Raw genomic sequence first — 15698 nt, 5'->3', positions numbered from 1 at the left:
CCCGTGGCGGCGAGACAGGCGGTGGAGGCGACGTGGCATCGTGCGGCGCCCGCTCCCGTGGTGCTGGTGTCCGGCCCCGAGGCGGTGCTCGCCTCGCGTGCGGTCGAGCGCATCGTCGCGGCGATGCGCAAGCGAGGGGAGATCGAGATCACCCGGCTCGATGCCGCGGGGTACTCGCGAGGCCAGCTTCAGGCGGCCACCAGCCCCTCCCTGTTCGCCGAGCCGGGCCTCGTGATCGTCGAGGCGGTCGAGGCGATGAGCGACGACTTCCTGCAGGACTCGCTCGCGTACGTGGCGGGACCGGATCCCGAGTGCGTGGTCGTCCTGCTGCACGGCGGCGGGGTGCGGGGGAAGAAGCTGCTCGACACGCTGCGCAAGGGGAACGCGCCCGAGTACACGTGCCCGGCGATCAAGAAGGACGCGGACCTGGTCGACTTCGCGGCCGGCGAGTTCGAGCGCGCGGGCAGGCCCACGGGCGCGCGCGCGGTGCGTGCGCTGGTCGACGCGATCGGCTCGGACGTCGCGGAGATCGCGGCGGCGTGCGCCCAGCTGATCAGCGACGTGTCGGGGCCGATCGACGAGCAGGTGGTCGCCCGCTACTACGGCACGCGGGTCAACGCCACCGGCTTCGCCGTCGCGGACGCGGCCATCGCCGGCAAGGGCGGTGAGGCGATCGCCCTCGTGCGTCACGCCCTGTCGACCGGCACCGACCCCGTGCCCCTGGTCGCGGCGCTCGCGAGCAAGCTGCGCACGCTGATCAAGGTCGGCGCCGCGCGCGGACGGCGCCTCGACCCGACCAAGGACCTCGGGATCCAGCCGTGGCAGGTGGATCGGGCCCGTCGCGAGCTGCAGCGCTGGGACGCCGAGTCCCTGGCGCTCGCCGTCCAGGCCGTGGCGCAGGCGGACGCGGAGATCAAAGGGGCGTCGCGCGCGCCCGGCTTCGCGCTCGAGCGGGCGGTCCGCACCGTGGCCTCGCTCGCGTCGGGGCGCTGACGCCCCGGTCGGGACGGGGCGCTACGCCGCCCCCTCGTCGGCCACGCCGGCACGCTCGATGACCTCGACCTCGCCGAACAGGAACCCTTGGAACAGGTCGAAGCCCGAGCGCGCGCACAGCTCGAGCATCGGCTGGTCCTCGACCCGCTCGGCGATCAGCGTAGCGCCGTGGAGGCGTGCCGAGTCGGCCAGGCGCGTCCCTTGGCGGGTGAGGTCGCGCACGTCGATCTTGACGAAGTCGACCAGCCCCAGCAGCGTCAGCTGCGACTCGGTGCCGACGAAGTCGTCGAGGGCGAGGCGGAACCCCAGGTCCCGGAGCGCCATCAGCCGGCGCACGAGCGTCGCGTCGGCGTGGGCCGACTCGACCACCTCGATCACCACGCGCGCGGGATCGCATCCCATGGTGCCGGGCTCGTTCAGCAGGTAGGAGCGCGAGAAGTTGATGAAGGACGGGTGCGGTGCCGCGACGGCGCGCCCGTCCCGGGCGTCGAACGCGATCACGTGCTCCGTCGCGCGGTCCTGGAACCGTGCCGGCCACCGGTCGACGGGAAGCCCGTCGTGGCCGGGGGCTCGGTAGAGCAGCTCGTAGCCGCGGACGGCGCGGCCGGCCGTGACGATCGGCTGGCGGCCGATCGCGCTGCCGGTGCCGTGGCGCGGCAGGTGCGGGGGGTGCCAGAGGCGGAGACCGTGGGGGGAGGTCACACCTTGACACTAGTCCACGAAAGTCGAGGATGAAAGCATCTGCCTCGGACGATGCTCCTCAGCCCGAACGCACGAACGCCCCGGCGCGCCAGGGGCGCATCGGGGCGTCGGGTGCTCGAACCGTCAGAGCGCGGCGACCTGCTTCGCCAGCGCGGACTTGCGGTTCGCGGCCTGGTTCTTGTGGATGACGCCCTTCGACACGGCCTTGTCGAGCTTGACGGAGGCGGTCTTAAGGGCGGTCTCGGCGGAGGCCTTGTCGCCGGCGGCGATGGCCTCGCGCACCTTGCGGACGTTGGTCTTCAGCTCGGACTTGACGGCGACGTTGCGCAGGCGCGCCTTCTCGTTGGTGCCGATGCGCTTGATCTTCGACTTGATGTTTGCCACAGCGTTCCTTCTGCGTTTCTGGGAAAGTTTCGGGGTGGAGCGCGAGCAGGCGCTCACACACGAACGGAAATCATATCAGGGATGGTGCCTCTTGAGCGAGTCCGCGACCCGATCGAAGGTCGCGCGATCGAGCACCGCGCCCTCGCGCCGCACGGCCCCAGGGTCGACCCGGATGATCCGGTCGAGCCGGACCTCGCTCGGGCGCCCCCGACTGTCCCATGGACCCGACCCGATGTCCATCCAGTACCGGCCCCAGCGCGCCTCGTCGCGGGCGTCGGCGTCATGGTCCTTGCTCGACAGCATGAGCGCGAGCAGCCACGGGCCGTCGTGCCCGATCAGGAGGACGGGGCGATCCTTGCCCTGCGCGTGGTCCTCCTCGAACGGGACCCAGGTCCACACGACCTCGCCGGGGTCGGGATCGCCGTCGAGCTGCGGTCGGTACGCGACGCGCGGTCGACCGGTGAAGTCGCCGGGGTAGGCCGCGGTGCGTGCGGCACGCGCCGCAGGGGTCTGCGCCCCGGCGCGCCTCCCCGGCGCCGGTGTGGTGCGGATCGCGGCGACGATGCGCCGGAGCAGGTCGGTCCAGGAGGTGCGGCTCACCCGGCCGACGGTATCGTGCCGTGCTCGTCGTCGGTGAGGGACACGTGGCCGTCGGGGGAGAACGCCAGTCGCTCCGCGGGCACACCGTGCCCGAAGAGGAAGCCCTGGCCGTGGGTCCACCCGTGCTCGATCGCCATCGCCCGCTGCGCCTCGGACTCGATCCCCTCGATCACGCCGTAGAGGTCGAGGTTCGACGTGAGCTGGGCGACGGTCCCCGAGATGCGATCGCCGGTCGAGCGGTCGCCGAGCCGGAGCGTGAACTCGCGGGCCAGCTTGAGCCCCGCCACGGGGTTGAGCAGCACGGAGCTCAGCGACGAGTAGCCGGTCCCGAAGTCGTCGATCACCAGGTCGACGCCGAGCCGGGTCAGGCCGTCGAGGTCCGTGCGCGCGGCCTGGGTGGCGATGAGCATCCCGGACTCGGTGATCTCGAGCCCGAGCCGGGACGGGTCGACGCCGGTGGTCTCGAGCGCGTGCATCACCACGCGCGTCAGGTCGGCGGAGCCGATCTGACGCGTCGAGACGTTGACGTAGATCCGTCCGGGGAACTCCGGGTGGGCGGCGAGCAGCTCGCACGTCTCCATGATGACGAAGGCGCCCAGGGGCACCACGAGGTTCGCCTCCTCGCAGACCTCGATGAACTCCTCGGGCATGAGCAGCCCTCGGTTCGGGTGCTGCCAGCGCACGAGCGCCTCGAACGCCACGGTCTCGCGGGTGTCGAGCCGGACGATCGGCTGGTAGTGCACCACGAGCTCGCCCTCGCGGATCGCGGTGCGCAGCTCCGACTCGATCGACAGCTTGGTGAGGGCGTGATGGCGCAGGTCGGGGGAGAACACCTCGACCCGCGCCCGGCCGCGGCGCTTCGCCGCGTGCATCGCCGTGTCGGCGTTGCGCACCAGGGTCTCGGGCGTGACGCCCGGCTCGGCGAAGGCGAGGCCCGCGCTCACGGTCGGCACCACCTCGTGGCCGGAGACCACCACCGGCGCCTGCACCTCGGCCGCGATCACGGTGACCAGCGCCTCGGCGGCGGCGACGCTGGCGGCCGCCTCGAGCACCACCACGAACTCGTCGCCGCCGAACCGGGCGACCAGGTCGCCCGGGCGGACCGCGACCCGGATCCGGCGGGCGATCTCCTGGAGCAGGGTGTCGCCTGCCTCGTGCCCGAGCGAGTCGTTCACCAGCTTGAAGTGGTCCACGTCGAGGAAGATGCACGCCACGGTCGTGGTGTCGCCGCCACGCAACTCGAGCGCGGCGCCGAGCTGCTCGAGCAGCAGGGTGCGGTTCGCGAGGCCCGTGAGGTGGTCGTAGAGCGCGCGACGCTCGAGCAGGTCCTTGGCACGGCGGACCTCGGTGACGTCCTCGATGTGCGCGACGAACCGCGCGGGACCGCCGGGCTCGGCGACCGGTGAGACCGACAGCCGGGTCCACACGGCGTCGCCGGTGCGGTGCACCAGCCGCGTCTGCGCCTGGAAGTAGGGGAGCCCGCCGTCGGCGAGCTGAGCGAGCAGCTCCTCGTCGCGGGAGACGTCGTCGGGATGCGTGAGGTCCCGCAGCCGGTAGGTCCGCAGGCTCATGGGCGAGCGCCCGAGGAGGCGCGCGAAGGCGGGGTTGGCCTCGATGATGGCGCCGTCGGCGCCCAGCACGGCCACGCCGATGGGCGAGCCGTCGAAGACGGGTCCGTACAGCGGGGTCTCGGACATGACATCCCTCTCTGCCGTGGCGCCACGGTGACGCCCCCTCCGCCCCTATGTATCGGCAGTGATGTGCGTCACATGAATCCCGGGGCGGCGCTCGGCCCGCAGTTCGTGGGACCATGGAGGTCTTGTCCGCCCACCGTCCGAGCCGAGGAACACCATCACCGTGTCTGGAGACCCCCGCATCGAGCCTGCCTCGACGACGCCGGCGCTCATCCGCAACTTTTGCATCATCGCGCACATCGACCACGGCAAGTCGACCCTCGCGGACCGCATGCTGCAGCTCACGGGCGTGGTCGAGCCGCGGCAGATGAAGGCGCAGTACCTCGACCGCATGGACATCGAGCGAGAGCGCGGCATCACCATCAAGTCGCAGGCCGTCCGCATGCCGTGGGAGGTCGAGGGCGAGCCCTACGCGCTCAACATGATCGACACCCCGGGGCACGTCGACTTCACCTACGAGGTGTCGCGCTCGCTCGCGGCGTGCGAGGGCGCGATCCTGCTGGTCGACGCCGCCCAGGGCATCGAGGCGCAGACCCTGGCGAACCTGTACCTGGCGATGGAGAACGACCTCACGATCATCCCGGTGCTGAACAAGATCGACCTGCCGTCCGCCGACCCCGAGCGCTACGCCGCCGAGCTCGCGCAGCTGATCGGCTGCGACGTCGACGACGTGCTGCGGGTGTCGGGCAAGACCGGCGCGGGCGTGCCCGAGCTGCTCGACCGCGTGGTCCGCGACATCCCGGCGCCGGTCGGCGACGCCGAGGCGCCGACCCGCGCGATGATCTTCGACTCGGTCTACGACACCTACCGCGGCGTGGTGACCTACGTGCGCGTGGTCGACGGCTCGCTCAAGCCGCGCGAGAAGATCGCGATGATGTCGACGCTCGCGACCCACGACCTGCTCGAGATCGGGGTCATCAGCCCCGAGCCGATCCCCACCAAGGGCCTGGGCGTGGGCGAGGTGGGCTACCTCATCACCGGCGTGAAGGACGTGCGCCAGTCCAAGGTGGGCGACACCGTCACCCTCGCGGGCCGTCGCGCCCAGCAGTCGCTCGGCGGCTACCGCGACCCGAGGCCGATGGTGTACTCCGGCCTGTTCCCGGTGGACGGCTCCGACTTCCCCGTGCTGCGCGACGCGCTCGACAAGCTCCAGCTCAACGACGCCTCGCTGGTCTACGAGCCGGAGAGCTCCGTGGCGCTCGGCTTCGGCTTCCGCTGCGGGTACCTGGGGCTGCTCCACCTCGAGATCGTCCGCGACCGCCTCGAGCGGGAGTTCGGGCTCGACCTCATCTCGACCGCGCCCAACGTGGTCTACGAGGTCGAGATGGAGGACGGCAAGGTCCACGTCGTCACCAACCCGTCCGAGTTCCCCGGCGGCAAGATCGCCCAGGTGCGCGAGCCCGTGGTGAAGGCGTCGATCCTGGTGCCGAGCGAGTTCATCGGCACCGTGATGGAGCTGTGCCAGGAGCGCCGCGGGATCATGGGCACCATGAACTACCTGAGCGAGACGCGGGTGGAGATGCACTACACCCTGCCGCTCGCCGAGGTGGTCTTCGACTTCTTCGACCAGTTGAAGTCGCGCACGCGCGGCTACGGGTCGCTCGACTACGAGCCCGCCGGCGACCAGTCCGCCGATCTGGTGAAGGTGGACATCCTGCTCCAGGGCGAGCAGGTCGACGCGTTCTCCGCCGTGGTCCACAAGGACAAGGCGTACAGCTACGGCGTCATGATGGTGGGCAAGCTCAAGGGCCTCATCGACCGCCAGCAGTTCGAGATCCCGATCCAGGCCGCGATCGGCTCCCGCGTGATCGCGCGCGAGACCATCCGTGCGATCCGCAAGGATGTGCTCGCCAAGTGCTACGGCGGTGACATCTCGCGCAAGCGCAAGCTGCTCGAGAAGCAGAAGGCGGGCAAGAAGCGGATGAAGAACATCGGCTCGGTCGAGGTGCCCCCGGAGGCGTTCATCGCGGCGCTGTCGACCGCCGACGACGGCTCCGACAAGGGCAAGAAGAAGTGACGGCGGGCGCCTCGGCGCTGGTAGACCCTAGTCTGGCCGTGTGACCACCCTCGTCGGCGCGCGCCGGGACCTCGGCATCTACATCCACGTCCCGTTCTGCGCCGTCCGCTGCGGCTACTGCGACTTCAACACGTACGCCCCGGGTGAGGTCGAGGGTGCCACCCGAGAGGGCTACGTCGAGGCGGCGCTCGAGGAGATGGCGCTGGCCCGCCGGACGATGCAGGGCGACGACCGCACGGTTCGCACGGTGTTCTTCGGCGGCGGCACCCCGACGATGCTCGACTCCGCCGCGCTCACCACGCTGCTCGAGGCGGTGCGCGGCACCTGGGGGCTGGCCGCCGACGCGGAGGTGACCACCGAGGCGAACCCCGACTCGGTGTCGCGGGAGTCCCTGCAGGCGCTCGCGCGCGCCGGGTTCACGCGGGTGAGCCTCGGCATGCAGTCCGCCGTGCCGCACGTGCTGGCGACGCTCGACCGCACCCACAACCCCGCGAACGTCGCGCGGGCGGTGGCGATGGCCCGCGAGGCGGGGCTGGCCGTCAGCCTCGACCTCATCTACGGCACCCCGGGGGAGAGCCTGTCCGACTGGCGCGCGAGCCTCGAGGCGGCGATCGCGCTCGAGCCCGACCACGTGAGCGCGTACGCGCTGGTCATCGAGCCGGGCACCCGTATGGGCGGGCAGCTGCGCCGCGGCGAGGTCCAGCCGACGGACCCCGACACCCAGGCCGAGATGTACGAGCTCGCCGACACGCTGCTGTCGCGGGCGGGCTACGCCTGGTACGAGGTCTCGAACTGGGCCCGGAGCCCGGACCAGCGGTGCCGCCACAACGTCGCGTACTGGCGCAGCCAGGACTGGTGGGGCGTCGGCCCGGGCGCGCACTCCTACCTGGGTCCGCGCATCGGCGCCGACGGGGCGGAGGTCCCGGCGAGGCGCTGGTGGAACGTCAAGCACCCGCGGGCGTACGCCGCCAGGCTGGGCGCGGGCGAGAGCCCCGAGGCCGACGGCGAGGAGCTGGGCGCGGACGACCTCCGCCTCGAGAGGGTGATGCTGCGGCTGCGCCTGTCCGAGGGGGTCGACGCCGCCGAGGTCGCCGACCGTCCGGAGGCCGTCGCGCGGCTCGTCGCCGACGGCCTGCTCGACGGCGCGGCGGCCGTCGCCGGCACCCTCCGGCTGACCCGCCGCGGGCGCCTCCTCGCGGACCTCGCCGTCCGCGCGCTCGCCTTCTGAGCGGGGCGGACGCCGCCGCCACCATGCGTGGGGGCGATTTGTCCGGAACGACTCGCCGACGGGACGTCGCGGTTCGCCAGCCTCCCCGGGACGCGCCGCGCTCCTGCCTATCCTGACCGCCAGGGAAGGAGCGGTGGCCGCCCGGGCCGCCGGGGATCGCATCACCAGTCAGCCGGCCACGCGGGACCTGCCGCGCACCTCGGAGACCCGCATCGCCCGGACGGGGCGGATCGCGGGTCTCGACGGCCTGCGCGCGATCGCCGTGCTGCTGGTGGTCCTGTACCACTTCGCACCGGTGCCGCTGCCGGGCGGCTACCTCGGCGTCGACGTCTTCTTCGTCCTCTCGGGCTTCCTCATCACGACCATCCTCCTGGCGGAGCGCGACGCGACCGGCGGCGTCTCGCTGCGCAGGTTCTGGCGTCATCGTGCCCGCCGGCTGCTGCCGGCGCTCGCCGCCGTCGTGGTCGTGTGCGTCGCGGCGGTGGCGGTCGCTCTCGGGATCGATCGCATCGGAGGCGCCTCCGCGCAGGGGTCGCTGTGGAGCGATCTGCTCGTGGGCGTCGGGGCGCAGATCGCCGCCGCCGCCACCTTCACCAGCAACTGGCTGACGGTGCTCACGGAGCAGAGCTACGCCGCCGCCAGCTCGCCGCACCTGTTCGGCAACCTGTGGTCGCTCGCGGTCGAGGAGCAGTTCTACCTGGTGTGGCCGCTGGTCGTGGTCGGCGTGATCGGTGCCGGTCTCGCCGTGCGCAAGGCGGCCTACGGCGCGGCGGCCCTGGCGCTCGGGTCGGCGGGCGCGATGGCGCTGCTCCTCGACCTCGGCAGCGATCCGACGCGCGTCTACGTGGGCACGGACACCCACGCGTTCGGCCTCATGATCGGCGCGGCGCTGGCGTTCTGGTGGAACGCGAGCCGGCAGGGCACGCGGCCGGCGTGGTGGCCCGGTCGCCGGCCGGCGCTCGCGGCCGGGTTCGGCGGGGCGCTGGCGATCGCCGCCCTCGCGGCGCTGATGCCGTGGGACACGGCGCTGCCGTACCGCGGCGGGCTGCTGCTCGCCTCGGTCGCGACCGCCGCCGTGATCGTCGCGCTCGTCACGGTGCCGGCGACCGGACGTGCCCTCGACGCCGGCCCGCTGCGGTGGATCGGCGAGCGTTCGTACGGCATCTACCTCTGGCACTGGCCGGTCTTCGTGATCCTGGCGACCGGCATCGACGGCGGTCGCCTCCGCGACGCCACGTGGCCGACGCTCGTGCTCGCGAGCGTCATCACCGTCGCCGTCTCGGCCGCCTGCTACCGCTGGCTCGAGGTGCCCGTGCGCAGGCGCGGGTTCCGCGCCGCGCTCCGCGGGCTCGTCGACTGGCTCTACCCCGTCGAGCACGACCGGTCGAGCCTCCAGGCCGCGCGCAGGCGCCGCGCCGCCGTGTTCGGCGGCACGGTGGCGGCGGTCCTCGCGCTCGCCGCGTCAGCCGTCGCCGAGGCACCCGAGCAGACCACCCTCGAGACGCAGCTCGACGAGGGCGCGAAGGTGGCGGCGGAGACCTCAGCGTCCGCGGCGCCGGCGACCACGCCGTCCGCCGCGGCGACGGCCGTTGCCGCCCCGTCCCCCTCGAGCGGCGCATCGTCTCCCGCGAGCGGCGCATCGTCCCCCACGCCGGCCCCCGTCGTGGAGGTGCCGGACGGCGCCCGCGTCCAGGTGATCGGCGACTCGGTCACGGTCGGGTCGGCGGGAGCGCTCGCGGAGGCGCTGCCCGGCATCCGCATCACCGCGGAGGTGGGCAAGCAGTTCGCCACGGGCGTCGACCAGGTCGCGCGGCTCGCGGGTGAGGACCGGCTCCGCGACTACCTCGTGGTGGCGCTGGGCACCAACGGGAGGGTCGGCGCGGAGAACCTCGAGCGGCTCCTCGCGGCGGCCGGCGAACGGCCGGTCGTGCTCGTCACGCCGTACGGCGACCGGTCATGGATCCCCGGCGCTGTGGCGGACCTGCGCGCCGCGGCGGAGGCGCACCCCACGGTGGTGCTTGCGGACTGGAACGCGGCCGTCGCGCGGGACACATCGGTCCTGGGTCCGGACGGCATCCACCCGCGCGCCGACGGCGTCGAGCTCTTCGTGAGCGTCATCGAGGACGCGCTCGAGCGCGCCGCCGCGCTCTGAGCCACCCGAGTCGGGACCGGGACGCGACGGTGCCCCGCCACCCGAGCGGGGGCGGGGCACCGAGCGGCGGACGTCAGCGCACGAACGGGATCACCAGCGGGATCCGCGAGTACTCGCCGTTGTTCGCCTGGACTCCCGCGATGATCGACATCACCAGCGCGTAGATGCCGTAGACGATCATGAGCGGGATGGTGACGATGAAGCCGAGCCCGATGGTCACGAGCCCGAGGATCACGCCGCCCACGATCACGGCGAGCATGGTGAGCTGGAGGTTCAGGTTGAGCCGGCCGTGGTGGTCGATCAGGGCGCTGCGCTCGCGGTACACGAGCCACATCACCAGCGGCACCAGGAAGGCGAGCGTGCCGGCCGAGAGGACCATCGCCGCGGCGGCGATGATGTGCACCAGCATGGCCATGGTGCGGGCGTCGCGCTCGAGCATCGGGGCCGGGGCGGCGTAGGGAGGGACGGCGCCCGCGGCGGGCGCGGGCTCGGGCTGCGGGGAGCCCGGGGTCTGGTCGGTGTCGTTCATGCTCCCAGCGTCCCAACAGACGCCAGGGCCCCGCATCCACCCGGAGGGGGAGCGGGGCCCTGATCTTCGTCGGGGTGCGACCCCTACTTCACGATGCGCCAGTTGAGCGGATAGCGGTAGTGCTCACCCGAGCTGACCTTGACGGCGGCCATGATGCCGAAGACGAGCACGGCGATGCCGACCACGGCGAGGATCAGGAAGCCGATGAGCAGGAACGTGGTGATGAAGCCGACGACGTACCCGATGGTCGCGAGGATCGACCAGTTCAGCGCCTCCTTGGCCTCCTCGTTCACGAACGCGGACCGGTCGCGGAAGACCAGCCAGACCACCAGCGGCGGGATGATCCCGAACAGGATCACGCCGACGTGCGCGATGATCGACCAGAGCTTCTCGTCGGACTCGGACAGGGGCTGCGCGGCGGGCGGCTGAGGCGCCTGAGGCGGCGGCGGGTAGTCGGTCATGGTTCCTCCAAGGTGAGTGCGGAACGGACGCTCGCAATCTACACAGAAGCCGCCCGTACGTCAGCACCTGCCCACGTTTCGCGCGCCGCGTGGCGTGCCCGGCGACCGCCCCCCGAGCGCGCGTTACTATTGGCACTCGACCACGGAGAGTGCCAGCCGCGGGGCTGGTCCCACGGGATGGTGGGGAGAGCGCGGAGGAGGCGAGCGTGAGCGAGGAACGTCGGCAGGCCGTGCTCCGCGCGATCGTCGAGGACTACGTCGCCACGCACGAGCCCGTGGGCTCCAAGGCGCTCGCGGACTCCAAGGGCCTGGGCGTCTCCTCCGCGACCATCCGCAACGACATGGCGATCCTCGAGGAGGAGGGGCTGATCGCCCAGCCTCATACGTCGGCGGGCCGCATCCCGACCGATGCCGGCTACCGGTCCTTCGTCGACCACCTCGCCGCCTCCGCGATCCCCGACCCGCACAAGCGCGCGATCGCCACCTTCCTGTCCGACGCGGTCGACCTCAACGACGTGGTCGAGCGCTCGGTGCGCCTGCTCAGCCAGCTGACCCGCCAGGTCGCGGTCGTCCAGTACCCGTCGCTGCGGGAGTCGGCCGTGCGCCGGGTCGAGCTCGTGCGGCTCGGCCTCGAGCGGGCGCTCGTGGTGGTGGTCTCGGCCGACGCGCGCGTCGAGCAGCAGACCATCCCGCTCGGCGAGGCGACCGCGGACGAGGCGTTCGAGAGGGCCGTGCGCGAGGTCAACGAGGTCGGTCAGGGCCTCAGCGGCGCGACGCTCGCGACCGCGCTCGGCGCCTGGGCGGCGCAGCCGGGCCAGGTCCCGTGGGCGGCCACGCTTGCGGACGTGGTCGTCGGAGCGACCCGTGCCGGCACCGTCGAGCGCGTGATGTTCGCGGGCACCTCGAACCTGGCGCGAGCGGGCTCGGGCCTCGAGGCGGACACCATCGCCCCGGTCCTCGACGCGCTCGAGGAGCAGGTGCTGCTGCTGCGGCTGTTGCACGAGATGGCCGACCAGGGGGACGATGTCTCGGTCCGCATCGGCGCCGAGACTCACCACGAGGCGCTGCGCAGCACGTCGATCGTCGCCGCGAACTACGGGCGCGACACGCTCTCCCTGGTGGGAGCGCTCGGGCCGACACGAATGGACTACCCAGGGACGATGGCCGCGGTCCGCGCCGTCGCCCGCTATCTGTCGAGAGTGGTGGAGCTCTAGGTGAAGGACTACTACGGCGTCCTCGGCGTCCCACGGGACGCATCCGAGGCGGAGATCAAGAAGGCGTACCGGAAGCTTGCGCGCGAGCTGCACCCCGACGTCGCCGGCGCGGAGGGCGAGGAGCGCTTCAAGGAGGTCGCCGCGGCCTACGACGTGCTGGGCAACGCCGACAAGCGGGCGCAGTACGACCGCGGCGTGGACCCCCGGTCCGCGTCCGGCGCCGCAGGCGGCGCCCAGGGCTTCGGCTTCGAGGACATCTTCGAGACGTTCTTCGGCGGCGGCGCGAGCCCGTTCGGCCAGCAGCAGCGCGGGCCCGCGTCCCGCACGCAGCGCGGCGGCGACACCCTGGTGCACGCGGATGTCACGCTCGAGGAGGCCGTCTTCGGCGTCACCCGCGAGATCCAGGTGGACCTCGCCGACGTGTGCGGCACGTGCCACGGCAGCTGCTGCGCGCCCGGCACCCAGCCGCAGACCTGCCGCCAGTGCAACGGCACCGGCTCGGTGCAGCGCATCGCGCGGTCCCTGCTGGGCCAGGTCATGACCACCGCGCCCTGCCCGACCTGCGGCGGCTACGGCTCGACCATCGAGTCGCCCTGCGCGGACTGCTCGGGGCAGGGGCGCACCCACTCGCGCCACACCGTCAAGGTCGACATCCCGGCGGGCGTCGAGACGGGCACGCGGATCCGCATGACCAGCCGTGGCGACGCCGGCGTGGCGGGCGGCCCCAAGGGCGACCTGTACATCGAGATCCGCGAGCGCGCGGACAAGGTGTTCGAGCGCCGCGGGGACGACCTGCACTGCACGCTCGAGGTCCCGATGACCGCGGCGGCGCTGGGCACCGTGCTGACGGTGGACACGTTCGACGGGCCGCAGGAGGTCGACGTCAAGGCCGGCACGCATGCGGGCTCGACCGTGCGGCTCCGCGGCCTGGGCGTCGGGCGCCTCCAGCGCCAGGGCCGCGGCGACCTGTTCGTGCACCTCGACGTCACCACGCCCACCGAGCTGACCGACGAGCAGGCGGAGCTGCTGCGCCAGCTCGCGGCCCTGCGCGGCGAGGAGGCTCCCGAGGCGCGCCTCGCGCCGATCGGCGGCGGCGTGTTCTCCCGCCTCAAGGACGCGTTCATGGGGCGCGGCTAGGACGTGAGCGCGCCGGTCTTCCTCGCGCCCGCCGCGGCCTTCGCGGCGGTCGGGGACGTGCTGGAGCTCGACGGCGACGAGGCGCGGCACGCGGTCACGGTCCAGCGCAGACGCGTCGGCGAGGTGGTCGACCTGGTCGACGGCGCCGGCCTTCGCGCCCGGGGGCCCATCGTGTCCACGGGCGACCGCAGCCTCGCCATCCGGGTCGAGGCCGTCTCGCGCGACGACGACCCGCCGCTGACCCTGGTCCAGGCGCTCGCCAAGGGAGGCCGCGACGAGCAGGCGCTCGAGGCCGCCACCGAGCTCGGCGCGACCCGGATCGTGCCCTGGGCCGCCGACCGCAGCATCGTCCAGTGGCGCGGGGCCAAGGCGGACAAGGCGCGCGGGCAGTGGGAGTCCCTGGCCCGCGCCGCCGCGAAGCAGAGCCGCCGTGCGACCGTGCCCGCGGTGGCGCCGGTGGCCACCACGCGGCAGCTCGCGGGCCTGGTGCGCGACGCCGTCGCGGCGGGGGAGCGGGTGCTGGTGCTCCACGAGGAGTCCGCGGCCCCCCTCACGGCCCTCACCTGGGACGACGCGGGCCAGGGCGTGTGGTGCATCGTCGGCCCGGAGGGCGGGATCTCCGACGCCGAGGTCGCCGCGCTGACCGAGGCGGGCGCCGAGCCGGTCCTGCTCGGCCCGCACGTGCTGCGCGCCTCGTCGGCCGGCCCGGCCGCGTTCGCCGCGCTCGCGGCGTGCCGCGGCACGTGGAATACGCTGGGAGCATGAGCGACTGCATCTTCTGCACCATCGTGGCCGGCGGCATCCCCGCGGACGTGGTGGTCGAGACCGACAACGTGGTCGCGTTCCGCGACATCGCGCCCAAGGCGCCGCTGCACGTGCTGGTCGCCCCGAAGACGCACGTCCCGAACGTGGCGGCCGCCGCCCGGGAGATCCCCGAGATCCTCGCGGAGATGGCGATCGTGGCGCAGCAGGTGGCGGACGCGGAGAGCGGCGGCGAGTTCCGCTGGATCTTCAACACCGGCCCGTCCGCCGGTCAGACGGTCTTCCACGTGCACGGGCACGTGATGAACGGCGGCTCGCTCGGGTGGAGCGAGTGAGCGTCACCCGGGTGGTCGAGGTCGAGGACGCGGCACGCATGCCGGAGCTCCTCGGCTCGGGGGACGGCGTGCTGCGCGAGGTCGAGCGCGCCTACCCGGACGTCGACTTCGCCGTGCGCGGCAACCGCATCACGCTGACCGGCGATCCCGACGCCGTCGACGCCGCCGCGGGCGCCGTCGCGGAGCTGCGGGACGTGCTGGGTGCGGGCGTGCCCCTGACCGCCGACGTCGCGCGCGAGTCCGTGCGCATGCTCCAGGGCACGGCGGCGTCGCCCGCCGCACCGCCTCAGGAGCGGCCCGCCGGCGTGCTGTCCCGCTCGATCCTGTCGACCCGCGGGCGGACCATCCGGCCCAAGACCCGGGGCCAGGCGGACTATGTCGAGGCGATCGAGCGTCACACCATCACGTTCGGCATCGGTCCCGCCGGCACGGGCAAGACCTACCTCGCGATGGCGCAGGCCGTCGCGGCGCTGCAGGGCAAGCGGGTCAACCGCATCGTCCTGACCCGGCCCGCCGTCGAGGCGGGGGAGCGGCTCGGCTTCCTGCCGGGATCCCTCTCCGACAAGATCGACCCGTACCTGCGGCCGCTCTACGACGCGCTGCACGACATGGTCGACCCGGAGTCGATCCCGAAGCTCATGGAGTCCGGCACCATCGAGGTCGCGCCGCTCGCGTACATGCGCGGCCGCACGCTCAACGACGCCTTCATCATCCTCGACGAGGCGCAGAACACCACGCGCGAGCAGATGAAGATGTTCCTCACCCGCCTGGGCTTCGGCGCGACGATGGTGGTCACCGGCGACATCACGCAGGTGGACCTGCCGGGCGGCACCCGGTCGGGGCTGCGGGCCGCCTCGGAGATCCTGCGCGGCGTCGAGGACATCGCCTTCTGCCACCTGGGCGCCGAGGACGTGGTCCGGCACCGCCTGGTGAGCGACATCATCACCGCGTACGCGCAGGACGACGAGTCCCGCGGCGACCGCCCGTCGCGGCCGACCGGCCAGCGTCGCCGCTTCGACCGGGAGGAGTCCTAGGTGATCGAGGTCAACAACGAGACCGACGCCGCGATCGACGAGGTCGAGTTCGCGGAGCTCGCCCGCTACGTGCTCGCGAAGATGCACGTCGCCGAGGGTGCGGAGCTCGCGATCCTGTTCGTCGACGAGCCGGCCATGGAGCAGCTCCACGTGCAGTGGATGGACGAGCCCGGCCCGACCGACGTGCTGAGCTTCCCGATGGACGAGCTGCGGCCGGGCACCGCCGAGAGCCCGACCCCGCCGGGCCTGCTCGGGGACATCGTCGTGTGCCCGTCGGTCGCGGCGCGGCAGGCGACCACCGCGGGCCATACGGCGGAGGAGGAGATGCTGCTCCTCACCACCCACGGCCTGCTGCACCTGCTGGGCTACGACCACGTCGAGCCGGAGGAGGAGAAGGAGATGTTCGCGCTCCAGCGCAACCTGCTCCTCACCTTCCTCGCCAGCCGCGCGTCCTGA

At 72.7% G+C, this 15698-nt stretch carries 16 protein-coding genes; 10 read left to right on the top strand and 6 right to left on the bottom strand.

Annotated elements, in window-relative coordinates:
- Window positions 1-3 precede the first annotated feature (3 nt).
- Window positions 4-993, top strand: coding sequence for a DNA polymerase III subunit delta (gene holA, locus QQX10_RS02545; protein ID WP_301120292.1), 990 nt, complete (start codon window positions 4-6; stop codon window positions 991-993).
- A gap of 21 nt (window positions 994-1014) precedes the next feature.
- On the opposite strand, the gene QQX10_RS02540 is transcribed toward holA, so the two are convergent.
- The 4 genes from QQX10_RS02540 to QQX10_RS02525 form a co-directional block, all read right to left on the bottom strand.
- Window positions 1015-1695: an EAL and HDOD domain-containing protein gene (locus QQX10_RS02540; protein WP_301120294.1), complete on the bottom strand. Its 681-nt coding sequence runs from the start codon at window positions 1693-1695 to the stop codon at window positions 1015-1017.
- A 123-nt stretch (window positions 1696-1818) separates the two neighbouring features.
- Window positions 1819-2079: a 30S ribosomal protein S20 gene (gene rpsT / locus QQX10_RS02535; protein WP_062299184.1), complete on the bottom strand. Its 261-nt coding sequence runs from the start codon at window positions 2077-2079 to the stop codon at window positions 1819-1821.
- 75 nt (window positions 2080-2154) lie between these two features.
- Window positions 2155-2679: a type II toxin-antitoxin system PemK/MazF family toxin gene (locus QQX10_RS02530; RefSeq protein WP_301120299.1), complete on the bottom strand. Its 525-nt coding sequence runs from the start codon at window positions 2677-2679 to the stop codon at window positions 2155-2157.
- Window positions 2676-4376, bottom strand: a complete 1701-nt coding sequence (locus QQX10_RS02525) for a putative bifunctional diguanylate cyclase/phosphodiesterase (RefSeq protein ID WP_301120301.1) — start codon at window positions 4374-4376, stop codon at window positions 2676-2678. The genes QQX10_RS02530 and QQX10_RS02525 overlap by 4 nt, the downstream gene beginning before the upstream one ends.
- A gap of 160 nt (window positions 4377-4536) precedes the next feature.
- On the opposite strand from QQX10_RS02525, the gene lepA reads away from it, so the two are divergent.
- From lepA to QQX10_RS02510, 3 genes are all read left to right on the top strand, one after another.
- Window positions 4537-6390, top strand: a complete 1854-nt coding sequence (gene lepA, locus QQX10_RS02520; RefSeq protein ID WP_301120303.1) for a translation elongation factor 4 — start codon at window positions 4537-4539, stop codon at window positions 6388-6390.
- A 40-nt stretch (window positions 6391-6430) separates the two neighbouring features.
- Window positions 6431-7618 (top strand): radical SAM family heme chaperone HemW, encoded by a 1188-nt coding sequence (gene hemW, locus QQX10_RS02515; protein WP_301120305.1) that lies wholly within the window; start codon window positions 6431-6433, stop codon window positions 7616-7618.
- Between the two features lie 133 nt (window positions 7619-7751).
- Window positions 7752-9770 carry an acyltransferase family protein gene (locus QQX10_RS02510; RefSeq protein WP_301120307.1) on the top strand — a complete coding sequence of 673 codons (2019 nt, stop codon included), beginning with the start codon at window positions 7752-7754 and terminating at the stop codon, window positions 9768-9770.
- 73 nt (window positions 9771-9843) lie between these two features.
- On the opposite strand, the gene QQX10_RS02505 is transcribed toward QQX10_RS02510, so the two are convergent.
- Window positions 9844-10299, bottom strand: coding sequence for a DUF4870 domain-containing protein (locus QQX10_RS02505; RefSeq protein ID WP_301120309.1), 456 nt, complete (start codon window positions 10297-10299; stop codon window positions 9844-9846).
- Between the two features lie 83 nt (window positions 10300-10382).
- Window positions 10383-10760, bottom strand: a complete 378-nt coding sequence (locus QQX10_RS02500; RefSeq protein ID WP_301120311.1) for a DUF4870 domain-containing protein — start codon at window positions 10758-10760, stop codon at window positions 10383-10385.
- A gap of 206 nt (window positions 10761-10966) precedes the next feature.
- On the opposite strand from QQX10_RS02500, the gene hrcA reads away from it, so the two are divergent.
- Genes hrcA through ybeY form a run of 6 tightly spaced genes read left to right on the top strand, consistent with a single transcriptional unit; the run spans window position 10967 to window position 15698 of the window.
- Complete coding sequence (gene hrcA / locus QQX10_RS02495) at window positions 10967-11974, top strand: heat-inducible transcriptional repressor HrcA (protein WP_301120313.1); 1008 nt, start codon at window positions 10967-10969, stop codon at window positions 11972-11974.
- Window positions 11975-13111, top strand: a complete 1137-nt coding sequence (gene dnaJ / locus QQX10_RS02490; RefSeq protein WP_301120315.1) for a molecular chaperone DnaJ — start codon at window positions 11975-11977, stop codon at window positions 13109-13111.
- Window positions 13112-13114: 3 nt separating this feature from the next.
- Window positions 13115-13876 carry a 16S rRNA (uracil(1498)-N(3))-methyltransferase gene (locus QQX10_RS02485; protein ID WP_301120317.1) on the top strand — a complete coding sequence of 254 codons (762 nt, stop codon included), beginning with the start codon at window positions 13115-13117 and terminating at the stop codon, window positions 13874-13876.
- A complete protein-coding gene (locus QQX10_RS02480; RefSeq protein ID WP_301120319.1) occupies window positions 13873-14208 on the top strand; it encodes an HIT domain-containing protein in 336 nt (111 codons plus the stop codon). Before QQX10_RS02485 ends, QQX10_RS02480 begins: the two co-directional genes overlap by 4 nt.
- A 38-nt stretch (window positions 14209-14246) precedes the next feature.
- On the top strand, window positions 14247-15242 hold the full coding sequence (locus QQX10_RS02475; RefSeq protein ID WP_301120549.1) for a PhoH family protein: 996 nt from the start codon (window positions 14247-14249) through the stop codon (window positions 15240-15242).
- Window positions 15243-15698 (top strand): rRNA maturation RNase YbeY, encoded by a 456-nt coding sequence (gene ybeY, locus QQX10_RS02470; RefSeq protein WP_301120321.1) that lies wholly within the window; start codon window positions 15243-15245, stop codon window positions 15696-15698.

Origin of the sequence: Demequina lignilytica, from assembly GCF_030418305.1 — a bacterium.
Classification (GTDB): domain Bacteria; phylum Actinomycetota; class Actinomycetes; order Actinomycetales; family Demequinaceae; genus Demequina; species Demequina lignilytica.
The sequence above is the reverse complement of the archived record's forward strand: the minus strand, read 5'-3'. Positions and strand labels throughout refer to the sequence as shown.

What these genes read in the sequence shown, in the direction of transcription:
- QQX10_RS02505 (WP_301120309.1), bottom strand. Translation starts at nt 10,299, where the DNA reads ATGAACGACACCGACCAGACCCCGGGCTCCCCGCAGCCCGAGCCCGCG.
- QQX10_RS02500 (WP_301120311.1), bottom strand. Translation starts at nt 10,760, where the DNA reads ATGACCGACTACCCGCCGCCGCCTCAGGCGCCTCAGCCGCCCGCCGCG.
- QQX10_RS02480 (WP_301120319.1), top strand. Translation starts at nt 13,873, where the DNA reads ATGAGCGACTGCATCTTCTGCACCATCGTGGCCGGCGGCATCCCCGCG.
- QQX10_RS02475 (WP_301120549.1), top strand. Translation starts at nt 14,247, where the DNA reads ATGCCGGAGCTCCTCGGCTCGGGGGACGGCGTGCTGCGCGAGGTCGAG.
- QQX10_RS02525 (WP_301120301.1), bottom strand. Translation starts at nt 4,376, where the DNA reads ATGTCCGAGACCCCGCTGTACGGACCCGTCTTCGACGGCTCGCCCATC.